Genomic DNA, 17,401 nt, shown 5'->3' on the forward strand with positions numbered 1-17,401 from the left:
CGATGCAGTGGCAGACACGGGGGTTTCCACTGACTGCTGACTACTGACTGCTGAATGCTTAAGTTATTGGAATTATTAAATGTGTTAAATATTACTAATTCCCAGTTACTAATTTCGACCATCACTAGCAATTTATAATTTTTTTTAGCAACAATTAAAAAAACTAATTAGGTATGGTAATATATTTATCTAAGCGCAGCTAAATTAATAATTAATCATGAAACGTTCTTTAGACGCTCTTAGGGAAAAAGCGAGGAATTTCCTGATATATAGTATTGGTACACCACTTATATACAAGTTGGAAACGTTAATTACTAATTCTTCATTAATTGGTAATTCAACATTCTTTGATCCTGATAAATTTAATTGGGTGGAAGAGTTAGAATCCCAATGGATGACGATTCGCCAAGAGCTAGACCAAGTATTGAAATATAGAGATAGTCTACCCAACTTCCAGGATATTTCTCCAGACCAAGGTCAGTACGTCAGCACGGATAATCGGTGGAAAACCTATGGCTTTTATGGCTATGGAATCAAAGTTAAACAAAATTGTGAAAAATGTCCAGAAACTACTCGTATTATCGAAAAAATTCCTGGTATGAAAACGGCATTTTTTTCAATCCTATTACCAGGTAAACATATCCCTGAACACAGGGGACCTTATAAAGGGGTAATCAGATGTCTTCTAGGATTACGTGTTCCTGAACCGAAGGAAAATTGTCGGATTCGTGTTGGTAACGACATTCGCTATTGGGAAGAAGGAAAAACGATGATATTTGATGATAGCTTCCCCCATGAGGTATGGAATGAAACCGATGGGATGCGGGTGGTTTTATTTCTAGATATTGTCAGGCCGCTCCGTTTTCCTGTTTCATGGATTAATCAATTATTTATTAAAGTAATTGCTTGGTCACCCTACGTTCAAGATGCTATGGCTAATCAGAAGAAATGGGAAGAACGTTTAGATAAGGTGTTTGCTCGACAATGAATCAATAGGGAACAGAGCGAGTGTGGGGCGAGGGGGGAGAGGTAACTATTTCAATACATTGTGTGTGTCTCAACAACAAACCCTTGAGGATGCCCAAAGGTGGCTTGAGTATGACCCCGATGTGATTATCCTGAATGCAGGACAAATCGAAACTGAGGTAGGGGATGGAGGAGTGCCACTGGTTGAGATAGTAGAATCGATGAACCGTGTTAACTACAGTTGGCCAGCATTGGTAGCCCTCGAAGCAGCCAAGCTAAAGCGCGAGCGACCCCTCGATGTGGTTGCTATTGGTTCGATTGCAGATGGTAGCCCTTCTTGTTTTGGTCCAGTCTATCATTCTGGTAAAATCGCTTTGCACTATTAATGGTCAGGTGTTGGACCAATAGTTTACCACGCCAGCAATCATCAAATCCTCATGAGGCTTTACCGTCCTGGTGTGATCAGCGGTCCCTTGGCTTGGGCACCAGTGAACCGTCTCAATGAAAAAGGTTATAAAATCCGAGCTAACCGAGTCAATTATGCTCCTCCTGCTGAAAAAGTAGCTAATACAATCGCCAGCTGGATTGAGAAAAACCAAGAATGGGTAGGAACTTATGATGAGCCTTTTAGCTTTAAAATATTCAAATTTTAAAACTACAGTTGTTTGGATGGCCTCGGGGCAGCAAATTCGTATAACTAGGAAATAGGGAATTGCGGGAATAGTTTGGGGAGGGTGGGGGTAACCATTAAGCTATCAGCTATCAGCTATCAGCTATCAGCTATCAGCGGTCAGTGTAAAGTGCGTAGTGTGAATAATTGGTGGATTATTTCATAATATAGTACTATTTTTTAGGTTCAATTTATGTTCAAAATTCCCGGAAAATGAATTATTATTAATCGAAGCTACTGAATTATGAATCCTCAATATCAGGATATTTGGTGATGTCGGAATCAAGCTAAAGTAATGTTTGGCAATGTGTAAGCTATCAGCTAATGCGCTACAGATGGTGCTACTTGAGGTGCTATCAGCTAATGCGCTACAGATGGTGCTACTTGAGGTGCTATCAGCAAAAGACGAAGGCCAAAAGCTCACGGCTGACGGCTGACAGCTGACGGCTGAATGCTTACAAAGTAATAAGTTTTTTTGTGTAAGTTTTTAAGTGCAGGGGTAAAAGGTGTCACAAACTATTCTCCAAGCAGCCACGTTAGTGGATATCCTGCGCTACAGAGCAGTTAACCAGCCAGATGCGATCGCATATACCTTTTTGGTGGATGGAGAAACTGAACAGGTCAGTCTGACTTACCAACAGTTGGAGCAACAAGCCCAAGCGATCGCGTTCCACCTGCAATCAATATATTCCCCAGGAGAAACTGCGCTACTACTGTATCCTCCTGGTCTAGACTATATTTGTGCATTTTTCGGGTGTTTGTACGCTGGGGTTGTAGCTGTGCCCGCTTATCCTCCTAGACCCAACCGCTCCCTTGTCCGTGTTCAGGGAATTGTCAAAGATTCCCTGGCAAGGGTAGCCCTAACTACCCAAGCAATCCTGTCTAATTTAGAGCGACGGTTTACTGAGGCTCCAGAACTGAAGACACTGCACTGGCTAGCCACAGAAAACATTAACGGCAACTTAGCTCAATCATGGCAGCAACCAGCTATAGATGGTAGCACCCTAGCTTTTCTCCAATACACCTCTGGTTCAACCGCTGCACCGAAGGGAGTGATGATTAGCCACAGCAATCTAGTCCATAATTCAGCTGCTATCTATAAGTATTTTGGGCACACCGACCACAGCAGTGGGGTGATTTGGTTGCCGATGTACCATGACATGGGTCTGATTGGTGGTATACTCCAACCTCTATACGGCGGTTTTCCAGCTACTCTGATGTCCCCCTTGATGTTTTTGCAAAGTCCGATTCGGTGGTTAAAAGTGATTTCCCACTATCGAGCCACCAGCAGTGGAGGACCAAACTTGGCTTACGACTTATGCGTACGCAAAATCAAGCCAGAACAACTAACAAACTTGGATTTGAGTAGTTGGGACCTGGCCTTTAACGGAGCTGAGCCAATTAACTTCGCCATCTTGGAGCGGTTTGCAACTAAATTTGAGTCCTGTGGCTTCCGCCGAGAAGCATTCTACCCTTGCTATGGCATGGCTGAAGCCACCTTAATGGTTTCTGGTGGTGTCAAAAGTGCCCCAATTGTCTTAAGAACAGTTGAGGGGGCAGCACTGGAGCAAAATCACGTTGTGCCAGCTAGTGTTGAGCAAGAAGGTACCCTTACCCTCGTAGGCTGTGGTCAAAGTCTGCCAGACCAGCAGATTGTAATTGTCCATCCTGAAACCTTGACCCGATGTGACCCAGGACAAGTGGGAGAAATCTGGGTATCAGGACCAAGCATTGCCCAAGGTTACTGGAATCAACCGGCAACAACCGAACGAAACTTTCGCGTAACTCTAGCATCGATGGGGGAAAAGCCATTTCTACGCACCGGTGACTTGGGATTCATGCTCGACGGTGAATTATTTATTACTGGTCGTCTCAAGGATCTGATCATTATCAATGGTCGTAACCACTATCCCCAAGATATTGAATGGACCGTAGAAAACACCCACTCCTTGCTCAGACCTACGTGTTCGGCAGCATTTTCCGTGAATATTGCTGGTGAGGAACAGTTAGTGGTGATTGCTGAGGTAGAACGTAGCTATTGGAAATCTACTCGGCTAGCTGCTTCTGACCCTGGCAATGGAGCGAAAGACCATGCCCTTGATAGCAAGGAGTTAATCCGGTTAATCCGACGAGCAGTATTACAACATCACGATTTGCCGGTTCATACTGCTCTGTTGCTCAAACCAGGTACTATTCCCAAGACATCTAGTGGTAAGATTCAGCGTCATGCCTGTCGCCAGAGTTTTATGGCGGGAACTCTGGCTGTTATAAATGATAGGGATTAGGCTATTGGCTTGAGCCATTAACCATTAAGATAACACCATTAAGATAACACCTTGCCCTCACCCTCAAAACTTCCTGAACAGACTCCTTACGTGGAAGTAAAGGTTAACAAATGTTTATGTTACCTGTTTCCTTCAAACCCCAGATGAGAGTTATGTCCTAAACTATACTTTACTTGATAGAATTTAATAGTTTTGTAACAATTTCGGATAGAATAAGGCATTAGTGGCCTTAGTTGGTAGTTGCAGTACATAGCTTATGTCGGAGAATTCCTGGTCAGAAAAAGCGCCAAGCCAAGAGCTGAAGCAACTTGGCTCTATGCTGTCTAACTTGTCAGAGGAAGAGTTTGAAACTAGCTTATTTTTCCAGGGACTAGAAGGACGCCGACGCAAAGCAGCTTTAGTGTTAACCATAGTGTGGTGCATAACCATAGCACTGCATTTGGTGTCTTGGGGGATCTGGGTGAGCTTGAGCTTAACAACAATATTAGGAATTCATGCCCTACGGTGCTTGCTGGCTCGACCGTTAAAAACCCCTCAACCCTGTTTAGATGAGGAAAAAGACGATTTTCCCTTTGTGTCTCTGCTAGTAGCAGCAAAAAATGAAGAAACTGTCATCAGTAATTTAGTTAAGTCTCTGTGTCAATTAGATTACCCCAAAAATCAGTATGAACTGTGGGTAATTGACGATTACAGTACTGACCAAACACCAGAAATCTTAGATAAGTTAGCAGCAACATACGACCAGTTGAAGGTACTGCACCGGAGTGCTAATGCCGGGGGCGGCAAATCAGGGGCACTCAATCAGGTACTGGGTTTAACTAAAGGGGAGATTGTAGCAGTATTTGATGCAGATGCTAAAGTTCCCAAAGATATGCTACGGCGGGTTTTGCCCTTATTTACTAACCCGCGAGTGGGAGCAGTGCAGGTCAGAAAAGCGATCGCAAATGCACCACTGAATTTCTGGACACGAGGGCAAATGGCAGAAATGGCTCTCGACAGCTATTTCCAACAGCAACGTATTGCAGTTGGTGGGATTGGTGAATTGCGGGGCAATGGTCAGTTTGTCCGACGTTCCGCACTACAGCGTTGCGGTGCCTGGAATGAAGAAACCATCACCGACGACTTAGATTTAACCATTCGCCTACACCTCGATCAGTGGGATATTGGCTTTCTCAATTTTCCGCCAGTAGAAGAAGAAGGAGTTACCAGTGCGATCGCACTCTGGCATCAACGGAACCGTTGGGCAGAAGGAGGGTACCAGCGCTATTTAGATTACTGGCGTTTAATTGTAAGTAACCGCCTAGGTTTGCGGAAAACTCTAGATTTATTTACCTACTTGATCATCCAGTACTTTTTGCCCACTGCTGCTGTACCAGACTGTTTGATGGCTATTGCCCGTAACCGTCTACCTATTTTTAGCCCCATTACTGGCCTAACTGTCACCCTATCAGTGATTGGCATGTTTGTCGGGCTGCGCCGCACCAATCAAAATCGAAGATTACGTGTTTCTAACCTATTGGTTAGTTTCTTGCAGACCTTGAGGGGAAATCTTTATCTATTGCACTGGATGCTGGTGATGGCTGCTACTACCGCTCGGATGTCTGTGCGTCCTAAACGCTTGAAATGGGTCAAAACAGTCCATAGAGGTGGGAATGAAGAATGAAGAATGAAGAATGAAGAATTATTAATTTCTAAAATGGTGAATTCCCAATTCCGAATTCCCAATTCCCAATTCTTAATTCTCAATTCTTAATTCTTACTTCCCAATTCCCAATTCCCAATTCCCAATTCCCAATTCCCAATTCCCAATTCCCAATTCCCAATTCTTAATTCTCAATTCTTAATTCTTAATTCCCAATTCTTAATTCTTAATTCTCAATTCTCAATTAATTCCTGATAAAAATTCAACAGCTGTTTAGCTAGCGCCTTATTGGTATACTGCTCCATTGCCCGTACATAACCCAAATATCCTAATTTCTCAGCCAACTCTGGTTGCTTGATTAGCTGCTGTAAACAATGTCGTAACTCCGACTCATTCTTTTCAGGAAACACCAACCCAGCATCCCCAATCACATAGGGAATTTCTCCAGAATCGGAACCAATTACTGGTACTTTAGATGCCATCGCCTCAATTAGCACATGACCAAATTGTTCCTTCCAACCTACACTAGTTAAGGTTTTAAACTTATAATTAGTCTCTGATGGTAGCACCAGAGTATTCATCACATTAATATAACGAGGTACCTCGTCATGGGGAACACTCTCAATCCAAATCAGTTGGTCTTTAATTCCCCACTCTGCCGCCTTTTCCATCAATATCGGCTTGAGGGGACCACGCCCTAGCAGCAGCCACTTCCACTGCATCCCAGATAACCCAGCTAGGGCTTGACCCAAAGTCAGTAATCCCTTCTCCTCTACAAACCGTCCCACAAATCCCACCACAAAATCATTGGGTTGAATTCCCAACTGCTGTTTTAACTCTGGCTGAGGTTGGGGAAGAAACAGGCTTTCATCTACCCCCAATTGGGGCATTACTTTAGCTGCTCCGTTATAACCATGTTGTCGCAGGATTTCTACCCCATCCTGATTCCCACAAATCAGTCCATCGGTATGGCCCAGGTTATACCCTTCCAACACAGACACTGGAAATTTTACCTGGTAGGGCAGGTTCCACCAAGTAAAAAATAGGTTTTTTGCCTTTAGTCCCAATAGCTTATTCAGGGTAATAAATTGAGCATAACCTAATGCTTTAGCTCCCTGTTCCACTTGAATAATATTGGGGCGAAACTGTTTCAATAAAGAGATAATATCTAGCCCAAATGTCAGCAGTCCCTGATTATTTTCACTAAAGTTAGACACTGGTACCACCCGAAATGAACCTTCCTCACGGGGTTGGGTTTCAATGATGCGATTTTGGACACCACCAGGACGCCAGCGCCGGGGAACCACCACAGTTACCTCAATGTTAGGTTCTAAGTGAGCGAGTGTTCGTAACTTCTCGCAGTTAAGGTCAACAATATAGGAGTGGCTAGCAACTAAGATTTTCATGGGTAATTTTTTGACAGTTAACGGTTGCTGGTTGAAGGTTGCTGGTTGAAGGTTGAAGGTTGAAGGTTGAAGGTTGCTGGTTGCTGGTTGCTGGTTGCTGGTTGAAGGTTGCTGGTTGCTGGTTGCTGGTTGCTGGTTGAAGGTTGAAGGTTGCTGGTTGCTGGTTGCTGGTTGAACGCGATCGCGTGGCCGAAAGGCCAAGGTTGGAGGTTGGAGGTTGTTCGCCCTTGGCGTTCCCGTAGTATCAATCAGCTTGGTTCATGTAGGATTAATCACAATGGTGAGAGATCTCAGTTAAACTTAGCTCTTGTACCAGTACCAAACTACCTACTTAAGACTAGTGAAAATATAGCAATTCTACGACTTGTGAGGTACAAATATCTGGGTTTTAGGGAGCAGGGACTGAGGCCGTAGGCCACGCTACGCGAACGGAGCAGGGACTTCGGAGCAGGTAAGAGAGAAGAGGCAAGAGCCAATAGTCAAACAATTATGTGTACCTCATGAGTCCTAGAAACGCTATAAATAGGTATTTTTAGTTCTTGTTACTTAAACTATACTTATAAATTTTGTTTTTAAAACAGGATTAAATTTTAATTATTATGACTTTAAGATCAGCAATTATGACTATAGCGGTTTTAATTTGGTGAGGTACATTTTTTTTGTTTTAGTGAAGATAGAACAGTTAACAAGGAACAGGTAAGAGGGAAGAGGTAAAAAATATTGTGTACCTGATTAGGCTAGAAACCGCTAGACTAAATTTTAAATGGTTTAATTGAAGGGGCAAGATCATAATTAGGTTTATTTATTGGTAGGTTTAAGATTTAAACGCTCGCTTTAACTGGCAACCTTAAACCAACTAACCTTAAACCAACTAACCTTCAACCAACTAACCTTAAACCAACTAACCTTAAACCAACTAACCTTCAACCAACTAACCTTCAACCAAAATAACCTTCAACCAACTAACCTTCAACCAAAATAACCTTCAACCAACTAACCTTCAACCAACTAACCTTCAACCGTCTCGCCGTCTAGCCGAGTATAAATTTGACCATCATCCCAGATAGATTTGATGCGTGTACCGAGTGCTTTTAAAAAGCCCAACATGTAGAAAACAGCGCGGCTAATAATTTTAATCGGGGAACCACTTTTATTACAAGGAGGATTCCCTAAGACGTGGCAATCAAATAGACGACCAAACAGCTGTAGCTGTTCACTAAGGGTAAGGTTTTTCATCCCCATCAGGAAATGGTTGTGATAAAAGGTCAACTGATACTCAAGCGATCGCGTAGTAATATCATGACATCCCCCAGTTTCTTCCCCTAAATGGACTAAATAAGCATCTGGGTCATACCAAATTTGATAACCAGTGCGGCGAAATCGCAAACAAAAATCCGACTCCTCACGAACCGCACTGCCCCGGAACTGTTCATCAAAGTGCAGCCCATACTTCGTAAAAATCTCCCGGCGGAAAGACATATTGCAGCCTCGGGCTGATATCACCCGTTGAGGCTTGACGGTATGGACTAAGTCTATGTAATACCATGCAATCCCAGGGTCCATGGCCTCCTTAGGCAAGTCTTCAATGGTGTAAGAGGGAGTGGGGGAATCTGCTGCTGCTCCTTTCTCCGCTAGCTTCATCCGGTCAAATACTCGTCCTGCCACTGCCCCAATCTCTGGGGATTGTTCATAGTTACGAGCGTGAGCAGTTAAATACCCCGGTGGCATCTTGATATCATCATCAATAAACACAATAATCTCCCCGGATGCCCGCCTTACCCCATAATTTCTTGCCCCAGGTAAACTTGCCCAATCAACCCGGAACCAGCGAATCTTACCAGCATTAGCCAGCTGCTCTAAATAGGATTGAATCTCTGGTTTGTGGGTTCGAGTTTGATCAACAACCAGTACTTCAAAAGCAGGGTAGTCTTGCTTGAGGACATCTTCTAGGGTATCCCGCAAAGGGTCTTCCCGTCCGTAAGTAGGGATAATTACAGAAATCATTGTCGTTGTTTTGAGTACTTTGTCCTTAAGCATTTAACTGCTGATAATGCCGACAATCGATAATAGTTTAACTAACATGCTATCCTTGGACATCCGTGGTTTTATGGAAAGTTAGACAATTCTTAAGCTAAGAGGTAAAACCAATACAGCTTTCCCATGGCTGGTGAGGTACACCTGAGTCTTAGAAGATAGGGGTTTCATTGCTGAATCTGTACCTCACGGGAGCTAGAAACGCTGTCCCAGCATAGTACAGGGAACAGTTATCCGTGGAGACCGGTTCAAAAAACCGTTTGTAGTTTGCCTTTTCCCGTTTGCTAGGGGTTAATCAATTGGTTAATCAACTAATCAGGGTTGTGAAGGTTTAATGCGTTCGCGTAGCGGTTCCGAAGGAACATCGCGTTGCCTGCCTTGACTGCTTCGTCATCTGGTTTTGGGATTTCGGCTTAGTGGTGATTATGCGTTCGCTACAGCCAACTCCTAACCTATTGCTATTTGTAGTGATATCTTGATCATATTTACTTATATTTTATAATCAGTACTTGGGCTTATTTTGTAGTTCATGTAGGGTGGGCAGTGCTTGAGACCGATGCCTTGGCTGTTCATCAGATTGCTTACCCCTACTCCCCACTCCCTACTACCTACTCCTATTAACCCAGGACGAAAGTCCCTTAAATCCATTACTCATCTGTTGCTCTGAATTATTTCTCATCAAAGTATTTTTTATAAAAACTTCATAATTGGAAATATTAACTTTATTTATTTAAAGATTTTATAAATTTGAATTCAAATAGCTAAATTAGTCCCGATTCTATATAATAATATTTTTGGGAAAGGAATCAGCCATCAACATTAACGAGTTAATTGGTTTCATAGCTGTCAACCTCAAGCAGTAAAAGAAAAGAAACCAAGCCTAAGGTCAGCACTTGATATCTAACATTTCAAAATAGCTCATCAAACCAATCTGTCTTGATGCAGTTGCTCATGGGGAGTGGCTGTGTGCGGAACCCCTGTAAGCCCAGTGGAAAGCCAGTTGCTCAGGGGGGAACTCCCAAGAACGCCGACTAAAACTAATTTTTCGTCAGTCAATCAGGAGCTTGACCACGCTATTTCATCCTGTCAATGCCACAAATCAATTCAATAGGAATCAAAAATCATGAAACCTAACCTTTATAAAACATTAGCAGTTACAACTACTACTGGCGCAATTTTAGGTCTTTTTGCTCTTGTCCCTAATCTGGCTCAAGCTGCTGCTATGAAATTTGAGTTTATTAGTACACTTGAGACTCTCAATGATAATCTTGGCTTTGGTATCCTTCGCTATGAGAGTGCCCCTATCACTGGGGTTGGAGTGGAAACTATCCAGATGAATCAGTTAGTTGGTGTCGATTTAGATCTAAAAGCGTCGGCTGAAATTTATCTTGACATACCAGGTTTGGGATTAGTCACTGATAGTGTTTTTATTGATGAAAGTGATGTGGTACCTCCCAGTCCATTTCTAACGTTTACAGATGGTATATTAACCAGCTTCAACGATACAATTAACACTACAAGTAACACTTTTGGAGTTCCTATTGTTGCTCAAGCTTTAGGAACAACTTTTGAAACTTTTGCTGTTGACCCAACCTCGGATACCAAAATATTAGTCGAAAAAGGGAATATTATTTTTAGCACTGTTCCAGAACCAGGAACGATTTTAGGGCTTAGTTTGTTTTCTTTAGGAATCTTGATGAATCGAAAAAAATCAGCAAACTCAAATTAATCGATGAATGTCCAGTTTTGGGCTAGTGGTACTTGGGTTAAAAAAGTGCAATAGTGCTAGGAATCAAGGCTTAATATGGTCATGATCCTGGCTCTATATCACATTTTTACTCAATTTTTAGGGCGCTTACCCTGCCTTTTGCCTTTTGCCGTTTCCCTTTTCCCTTTTTCGATGCCTTGATACCTCGTTTCTTTTTAGGTTGAGGCTCGTTTGCCTGTGCTGCCTCTAGTTTCTCTAGTTCCTCTTGTTCTTGACGATTTATTTCAGGCAACTTGAGGATAACACCAGTAATCAACCAATAATATACTGCCACTGGATCTACATCCAAGGGATAGTAATAGGTTTGGTAGCTAATAAACAAAATAAGTACCCAATAGCTGGCACCGATACTCCGCAAATCCTTGTTTTTCACTGAGCGGTAAGCCTTGAAGGTAAGTACAGTAATCGCAGTTACAAATACTAGAAAAGCCAGCAGCCCCAGCGGACCAACTTCATGCATCACTTTGGGAAACCAAGTTTCTACCAAACTGGTTTTACCAAAAACACGAGCAGAGTTGGTCGCTCGTCCTAATCCCAGACCAATTAATGAGCCTCTTAGTCTACTCCAGGTAAAAGCAAATTGATGAAGGATAAAATCATCCGCTGGTGAAGCTTCCCAACGACCGATCAAACTATCTATCCGTTCCTGAACTACTTCAGGAAAAGCAGTTGCCGCAATTCCTAATAAAAGCCCTAATCCTCCCAAAATAGGTAAAAACCGTTTAAGGTTAGTGACTTGACCCGTTAAAACGAGCAGGATTACGGTTACAGTTGGCACCAAAGCCAGAGCAATCCGCTGACCAGAGACTACTGCGAGAACAAAAACCGATGCCATGGCACCTAAACCAACACTCCGCCAACGAGCTGAGGGGTCGCTGAAAGCAGTAGCAAAGCTAAAAAAGGCATTAGAAATCAGGAACCAGCCCCACTGCCAAGGGGCAACAAAGGTTCCCGGTAAGCGGATTTGTCCCACTTGAGGACTATACAGCAAAGACCCACCCACAAAACATCTAGCATCTAGGGAAGCTTTGAATAAGGCAGCCCCGTGTCTGAATTGGGTTCCAGCGCATCTACCAGTTTTCAGCATCATGTACTGAATAAAGGCAAGGCTACAGCAGATAATAGCCAGAACTGTGAACATCCTTGAGAGGAAGAGTAATTCTTTCTTGCTACGGATCAGGTAGTAGGCACAAAAGATTAAGGGAATGTATCCCAAAAAAACTTTCAAACCCAAAATTCCCATTAGTATCGGCTGTCCATCTTCGCAGGTTATACCTCTACGCATCCCTGGTAGATCTGAACAAGGGGGAAGTAGTTGCTGGGAGCCATTAGCAAACAAGAATGTCAGCAAACTTGATGCGCACAAAATGCCTAAGGGTAGCATTAGGGACTTGGCTATTATGATTGGTTTTCTTTCCTGCTTACACTGTTGTACTAGACCAATCAAAGCAGGGATATAGATACCATCTTTAGCCAGCTGCAGCAGTGGACTATTGCCAATGGAGTAAATGATTGTACCACTAAAAGGCATATAGATCAGGAATGCCCAAAGTGCTGTGCGAGGATATTTATAGGACAGAACCAGACAAGGCAGACCAGCTACTGCAGCTGCACCAGCTTTAGGATCAACCACTAGAGCAAGCAACACCCCGATAATGGCTCCAAAAGCTGCTGTCATAGTAATAATTTGGATGATTTCTCTACGCTCCCGTTGCGCTCGGCGTTTTTGAGCTAACTGTTGCTTGAGATTTAAGGTTGTGGTCTCAGATGGCGTTTTCCCTTTCTTTGATGACTTAGATTTTGACCGACCTTTGACCATGGCAGAACCATCCCATTGTCTATCGATGTTATTATTTCTTAATTTGGCATGATAAATTTGAAATTGGTGTTTGCGCGATGGTCAAGCCAGCTTGTACAAGCCAAATTCATCACAAATTGATTTGCTCAACGCCTTTCGATTGAAGATGTTAAAGGATAATCTTTCTTCATTTGCTGATAGATTCTCACCAGTACCAAGGATATAAACACTACCGGAAAAGGGTAATGGTTTTAGAGGGGTTCCCTTGTTGGCTAGAATACTTTTAACTTTCCCATGATCAATATAAAACTTGTAGTAGCCATAACCGCGATTGTATTCAGGTTTCTCAGGTAACTCTAGTAAATCCCATCTAAGAATGTTCGCTGTACCCGACATTCGATAGAATTGTTTTCGTTTTAAATACAAACAATCTTCTCCATCTCGATACTTATAACCTCTATTAATAAACCAGCCATTTTCCTGAGGATTTTGCCTAACCAATTCCGCTAACTGTTTGCTAACACAATCATCGGCATCGACATTCATAACATGAGTTGGGTCAAATCGACGAGCATAAGTTAATCCTGTCAAAAGCTTACGTCCTTTATCTGTATTTCCTCTAACCCTCTGGCTTGGCTCTTTGGGAGTAGGATAATCAACCTGAAGATAAATGATATGGGGATGACTGAATGTAATCTGTGGCGTTTCATTACAAACAACGATTACTCTAAATTCCGATGATGTTTGATTACATACTGATTTGACACAGCGTTCAAATAATTTAGATACATGTTCCCAAGATTTGGAAAGCTTTCGACTCTTGAGTGGAATTACGAAAACTAGCATGATTAACCTTTATTGATAGAAAAACAAGGTAAAAAACTCCCATTAATTTGCGGTGCGACCCGTGGCGAATTTAATTCGCCAACGGAAAGCGCACCGGGACTAATTGAGCAAAAGTAACGGGAGTTTTAATGTTATGGTGAGGTGGCCATGGCGTTATTGGAACCTTGAAAGTAATCAAGCATTTCGTCAGCTATAACTATCACGAACATGCTGGCAATAGTTTTCTATGCACCCCTATTAAGTATTAAGTTCAGGGTTTTTAACCCTTTTTCCTGATGCTTTCCACCGATCTGGTTTGTGACCGTAGATAGGCACGGAGTTTTCCTCAAGAGAGACTCACATCAGGGTTGATGATTTACCGTCAACCATAAACCGTCAACCATAAACCGTCAACCATAAACCGTCAACCATAAACCGTCAACCATAAACCGTCAACCATAAACCGTCAACCATAAACCGTCAACCATAAACCGTCAACCATAAACCGTCAACCATAAACCGTCAACCATAAACCGTCAACCATAAACCGTCAACCATAAACCGTCAACACAACCCGATCACTGAAACGGTATAAGTTAACAAAGATACAAGTTAACGATGCAAGTTATATGCTGAGCAGTTGCTGGAAACAGTTTGGTCAATCAGTTAGCTAAATATCGCTCAACGACGTTAACTAACTCTGATGTCCAGTGGTGAGCAAGTTGAGAATTGGCGGCTTCGACCATCACCCGGATCAGGGGTTCAGTACCAGAAGCACGAACCAGAATTCGACCTTGGTCTCCCATGGCTGCTTCCCCTTTTGCGATCGCATTCGTGATCGCTTCACACTCTTGCCATCCACGTCGGCGTTCTCGGTCTTCTACCCTGACATTACGCAGCAGTTGGGGGTAAGTCTGGAAACTTTGGTCTACTAACTCCCCTAAGGTCATCCCAGATTCACGGACCAAAGAAGCTAGATGTAAAGCAGTTAACATGCCATCCCCAGTCAAACCATAATGGTGACAGATGATATGTCCCGATTGCTCACCCCCTAGCATAGCTCCAGTTTGGAGCATTTTAGCTTGGACATGCTGATCTCCGACCGCTGTCCGTAGGAATTTACCCCCCAACTGCTTCCAGGCTCGTTCAAATCCTAAATTTGCCATTACCGTTGCTACCATTATGTCTTCTGGTAGCTTTTGGGCAGCACGTAAGGTTTGACCCCAAAAATAGAGGATGTAATCTCCATTGATCTCCCGACCCTGGGCATCTACTGCCATCAATCGGTCTGCATCACCATCAAAGGCAAACCCAAGATCTGCTTGGTATTCTTTTACCGCAGCTTTCAGGGGTTCGAGGTGAGTAGAGCCACAATTGACATTAATGCGATCGCCATCTGCCTGGTCATGCAAGCAGATCACTTGTGCCCCCAACTGCTCAAACACTTGTCCTGAGAGTCGCACTGCTGCCCCCCAAGCCAAATCCAGCACAATCTTCATGCCTTGTAAATTCGTCACTCCTTTCAGAGGACGGTGAAGTGCTGCTGCATAATCGGTGACCAACCCTGGGCGATAGTGATACTTCCCTTGGGTTTTACTCACTACAGCCTGACCAATAAAACCCCTCAATCCAGCTTCTATATGCTTTTGCAGCTCCTGAGATAGCTTAGTGCCTTTCCCGCTAAAAAACTTAATCCCATTGTCTTCTGGAGGATTATGACTAGCAGAAATCATCACACCCCCTATGGCACTTGTGGCACTGCACAGGTAGGCAACACCAGGAGTGGGACATAATCCCAGGTGCCACACCTCTAGACCTGCTGTAGTCAACCCCTTAGCTAAGGCTGTTGCCAACATATCACTAGAATTGCGTGAATCCTGCCCTAAAATCACCGGTCCTGGTACAGCTGAGTATTCCTGTAACACAAGACCAGCCCAGAAACCCACTTGTAAAGCCAAATCTTCACTGAGCAATGTTCCTGCTCGTCCCCGAATGCCATCGGTACCGAATAATGGGGTTGTGGGTAGAGTTAGGGGTTGCCAAGGTAACCTGACATTGGGGCAGTTCATTGGCTGATTCTTGGATGAGAACTCAGCACTATCCAATCCCTGGATACGGACAGGGGATGTAACCATAATTTCAATTTCCTCACATTACACACTCACTGTGGAGAATAACACTTTATTTTGCTTTGGTAGATATCCATCAATACATCCAACCTATGGTTGTGATCCCATACATGCTTGTGATCAGATTATGATCCAAGTACATTCAGATTATGATCCAAGTACATTTAGCCCTGTGAGCGCTTTGGCCAGAGTTTATCCAAGATTTACTCAAACATTGACTAACTAGATCCAAGTACATTTAGCCCTGTTAGGCTTCTGGCAAGACTTTATCAAAATTGACTAACTAGATCCAAATACACTTAGGTCCCAAGGGCCTTCAGGCAAAACTTTACCAAAATTTACGTTCCTCCCTTGGAACTTAGCAGCCACAACCTAGCCAGGATGCTAAATTAAACACCAGCATTCTCCAACAACTTTTCCATAGTTTCCAAAGTCAGTCCTTGCTGAAGATAACGAGGAGACTGTGGATTATAGGGAGCAGCCACTCGATCTATGCTAATGATCTTTGCCTGTGCTGGTAAGACCGCTACATCTGGGTCAAAGGATGTCGGACGCATTAAAGAACTGGAAAAACCTTTAAAAATAGCAATTTGATCCTGTTCACCAGCTATCTGTGCGGTAACTATCAATACCTCTTTTGGGCGTTTGATGGTGTATTGTTCTAGACGCCTACCAATGGAATCCATCATCTGTGAGTTTTCAGTTGTGAGTTTTTAGTTGTGGCGTTGCCTATTGGCAGGATATAATGATATATTTAGCTTTATCGTACTGGTGGTGACCATAAAATCTGATCTAGCGCTTTGCCTGTAGGTTAAGTAGAATTCCGAATCCGTTAATCAACCTTACTTTGCGGTGCGACCAGTGGCGAATTTAATTCTTAATGGGGAAAGCGCACCGGGGTAAGTATTCAGCTATCAGCCTATGGGCTACGCCCATGCTACACCGAACAGCTTATGCGCTATGGGCACCCTACGGGAAAAGCTTTTGAATAAAATAACCTGACGGCTGACCGCTGACCCCTGACTGCTGAATGCTTACCTCCTTTGAACCAAGACTCCCCCGGCATAAGCGCCGTGGGGAGTCTCAAAGAAGATGCTACTGCCCTACAAAATCCAAAGCCATAACCCATTTCATGGTTCAATAGCTGATCGTCCTTGTTTGCCGAGTCGAAACAGAACGAAATAGCTTAAGTAAAGGACATAGAAGAATAATCCCACCATTCCGATAAAGCCCAAAAATCCAGGGGTATAACCACCATGGAAATACTGTTTGAATAACAAAGGCGGCTCCCTCAACACCTGACAAAATCCAGATGTGATTGCTCCTGGGACAAAGGCACAACGTAGAAATGGAATACTAGCGATTGTCCCCAGAGTACAGTAAATAGTCATTGCCCAACGCCAAGATGTCAGTGTTAGCTTCAGGGGACTAGCGGGCCTATCATCAATCTCCTCATTCAAGTCAATCCAAAACCACAGGGAGATGGGGATCAGAATACGGGAGCTCAAAGCACACACATAAGCAATCGGCCAACCGACAATCAACAAGTAAACTGTAATCGCTAGGAGACTGGAAACACGCCAATAGATAATCAACAGGCGTACCATAGCATCTGCTTTCTGGAAAAATGCCCAAATTAGCAGCATCAAGGGGATAAATACTGTGAACAAAACTGCCAAACGGTAGTCCATCCAAACCAGTAATTGAATAATTTCATCTTGCATTGCTTGTTGCCGAAATGACCTTGATCTCTAAGTACAGGACAAAAAATGGAGAGAGTTAAGAAAAGCTGGGAAGTGGTGGTCAAGATTGGTGAAAATTGAGCGCAGATAATCAAATCCCAAACGAAATAGGCTCTTGGCTCGTCGTTGATGGGAT

14 protein-coding genes and 1 pseudogene are annotated in these 17,401 nt (G+C 43.3%); 7 read left to right on the forward strand and 8 right to left on the reverse strand.

Annotation, left to right across the window (positions count from 1 at the left end):
* Positions 1-217 precede the first annotated feature (217 nt).
* From F6K63_RS07285 to F6K63_RS07310, 6 genes are all read left to right on the forward strand, one after another.
* A complete protein-coding gene (locus F6K63_RS07285; RefSeq protein WP_287265490.1) occupies positions 218-988 on the forward strand; it encodes an aspartyl/asparaginyl beta-hydroxylase domain-containing protein in 771 nt (256 codons plus the stop codon).
* Positions 989-1,052: 64 nt separating this feature from the next.
* On the forward strand, positions 1,053-1,352 hold the full coding sequence (locus tag F6K63_RS07290; protein ID WP_008185343.1) for a hypothetical protein: 300 nt from the start codon (positions 1,053-1,055) through the stop codon (positions 1,350-1,352).
* A gap of 87 nt (positions 1,353-1,439) precedes the next feature.
* A complete protein-coding gene (locus F6K63_RS07295; RefSeq protein WP_229414526.1) occupies positions 1,440-1,619 on the forward strand; it encodes a hypothetical protein in 180 nt (59 codons plus the stop codon).
* A 322-nt stretch (positions 1,620-1,941) separates the two neighbouring features.
* Complete coding sequence (locus tag F6K63_RS07300; protein WP_008185337.1) at positions 1,942-2,073, forward strand: hypothetical protein; 132 nt, start codon at positions 1,942-1,944, stop codon at positions 2,071-2,073.
* Between the two features lie 69 nt (positions 2,074-2,142).
* Positions 2,143-3,921, forward strand: a complete 1,779-nt coding sequence (locus F6K63_RS07305) for a fatty acyl-AMP ligase (RefSeq protein ID WP_008185335.1) — start codon at positions 2,143-2,145, stop codon at positions 3,919-3,921.
* A 256-nt stretch (positions 3,922-4,177) separates the two neighbouring features.
* Entirely contained in the window at positions 4,178-5,584 is a 1,407-nt protein-coding gene (locus tag F6K63_RS07310; RefSeq protein WP_008185332.1) for a glycosyltransferase family 2 protein, read from the forward strand.
* 212 nt (positions 5,585-5,796) lie between these two features.
* On the opposite strand, the gene hpsO is transcribed toward F6K63_RS07310, so the two are convergent.
* Together hpsO and hpsN are read right to left on the reverse strand one after the other, a co-directional pair.
* A complete protein-coding gene (gene hpsO / locus F6K63_RS07315; RefSeq protein WP_287265506.1) occupies positions 5,797-6,969 on the reverse strand; it encodes a hormogonium polysaccharide biosynthesis glycosyltransferase HpsO in 1,173 nt (390 codons plus the stop codon).
* Positions 6,970-7,977: 1,008 nt separating this feature from the next.
* Complete coding sequence (gene hpsN / locus F6K63_RS07320; protein ID WP_287265488.1) at positions 7,978-8,973, reverse strand: hormogonium polysaccharide biosynthesis glycosyltransferase HpsN; 996 nt, start codon at positions 8,971-8,973, stop codon at positions 7,978-7,980.
* Positions 8,974-10,126: 1,153 nt separating this feature from the next.
* Between hpsN and F6K63_RS07325 the strand changes: the two genes are divergently transcribed.
* The gene (locus F6K63_RS07325) at positions 10,127-10,732 is read left to right on the forward strand and encodes a PEP-CTERM sorting domain-containing protein (protein WP_008185326.1); all 606 of its coding nucleotides are present in this window, start codon (positions 10,127-10,129) and stop codon (positions 10,730-10,732) included.
* Between the two features lie 106 nt (positions 10,733-10,838).
* Here F6K63_RS07325 and hpsL read toward each other — a convergent pair whose 3' ends face one another.
* From hpsL to F6K63_RS37670, 6 genes and pseudogenes are all read right to left on the reverse strand, one after another.
* The gene (hpsL, locus tag F6K63_RS07330) at positions 10,839-12,590 is read right to left on the reverse strand and encodes a hormogonium polysaccharide biosynthesis protein HpsL (protein WP_008185324.1); all 1,752 of its coding nucleotides are present in this window, start codon (positions 12,588-12,590) and stop codon (positions 10,839-10,841) included.
* 81 nt (positions 12,591-12,671) lie between these two features.
* Positions 12,672-13,415, reverse strand: coding sequence for a glycosyltransferase family A protein (locus F6K63_RS07335; RefSeq protein ID WP_287311465.1), 744 nt, complete (start codon positions 13,413-13,415; stop codon positions 12,672-12,674).
* Positions 13,416-14,056: 641 nt separating this feature from the next.
* Positions 14,057-15,529, reverse strand: a complete 1,473-nt coding sequence (gene glmM / locus F6K63_RS07340; RefSeq protein ID WP_008185319.1) for a phosphoglucosamine mutase — start codon at positions 15,527-15,529, stop codon at positions 14,057-14,059.
* A gap of 383 nt (positions 15,530-15,912) precedes the next feature.
* The gene (locus tag F6K63_RS07345; protein ID WP_063747936.1) at positions 15,913-16,212 is read right to left on the reverse strand and encodes a DUF7734 family protein; all 300 of its coding nucleotides are present in this window, start codon (positions 16,210-16,212) and stop codon (positions 15,913-15,915) included.
* 441 nt (positions 16,213-16,653) lie between these two features.
* The gene (locus F6K63_RS07350) at positions 16,654-17,247 is read right to left on the reverse strand and encodes a DUF3177 family protein (protein WP_008185315.1); all 594 of its coding nucleotides are present in this window, start codon (positions 17,245-17,247) and stop codon (positions 16,654-16,656) included.
* Positions 17,248-17,274: 27 nt separating this feature from the next.
* Positions 17,275-17,401, reverse strand: a pseudogene (locus tag F6K63_RS37670) (IS4 family transposase); the annotation flags it as partial.

The organism is Moorena sp. SIO1G6, from assembly GCF_010672795.1.
Classification (GTDB): domain Bacteria; phylum Cyanobacteriota; class Cyanobacteriia; order Cyanobacteriales; family Coleofasciculaceae; genus Moorena; species Moorena producens.

Coding starts and splice junctions, on each gene's coding strand:
- F6K63_RS07285 (WP_287265490.1), top strand. CDS start 218: ATGAAACGTTCTTTAGACGCTCTTAGGGAAAAAGCGAGGAATTTCCTG.
- F6K63_RS07300 (WP_008185337.1), top strand. CDS start 1,942: ATGTGTAAGCTATCAGCTAATGCGCTACAGATGGTGCTACTTGAGGTG.
- F6K63_RS07310 (WP_008185332.1), top strand. CDS start 4,178: ATGTCGGAGAATTCCTGGTCAGAAAAAGCGCCAAGCCAAGAGCTGAAG.
- hpsO (WP_287265506.1), bottom strand. CDS start 6,969: ATGAAAATCTTAGTTGCTAGCCACTCCTATATTGTTGACCTTAACTGC.
- hpsN (WP_287265488.1), bottom strand. CDS start 8,973: ATGATTTCTGTAATTATCCCTACTTACGGACGGGAAGACCCTTTGCGG.
- F6K63_RS07325 (WP_008185326.1), top strand. CDS start 10,127: ATGAAACCTAACCTTTATAAAACATTAGCAGTTACAACTACTACTGGC.
- hpsL (WP_008185324.1), bottom strand. CDS start 12,590: ATGGTCAAAGGTCGGTCAAAATCTAAGTCATCAAAGAAAGGGAAAACG.
- F6K63_RS07335 (WP_287311465.1), bottom strand. CDS start 13,415: ATGCTAGTTTTCGTAATTCCACTCAAGAGTCGAAAGCTTTCCAAATCT.
- glmM (WP_008185319.1), bottom strand. CDS start 15,529: ATGGTTACATCCCCTGTCCGTATCCAGGGATTGGATAGTGCTGAGTTC.
- F6K63_RS07345 (WP_063747936.1), bottom strand. CDS start 16,212: ATGATGGATTCCATTGGTAGGCGTCTAGAACAATACACCATCAAACGC.
- F6K63_RS07350 (WP_008185315.1), bottom strand. CDS start 17,247: ATGCAAGATGAAATTATTCAATTACTGGTTTGGATGGACTACCGTTTG.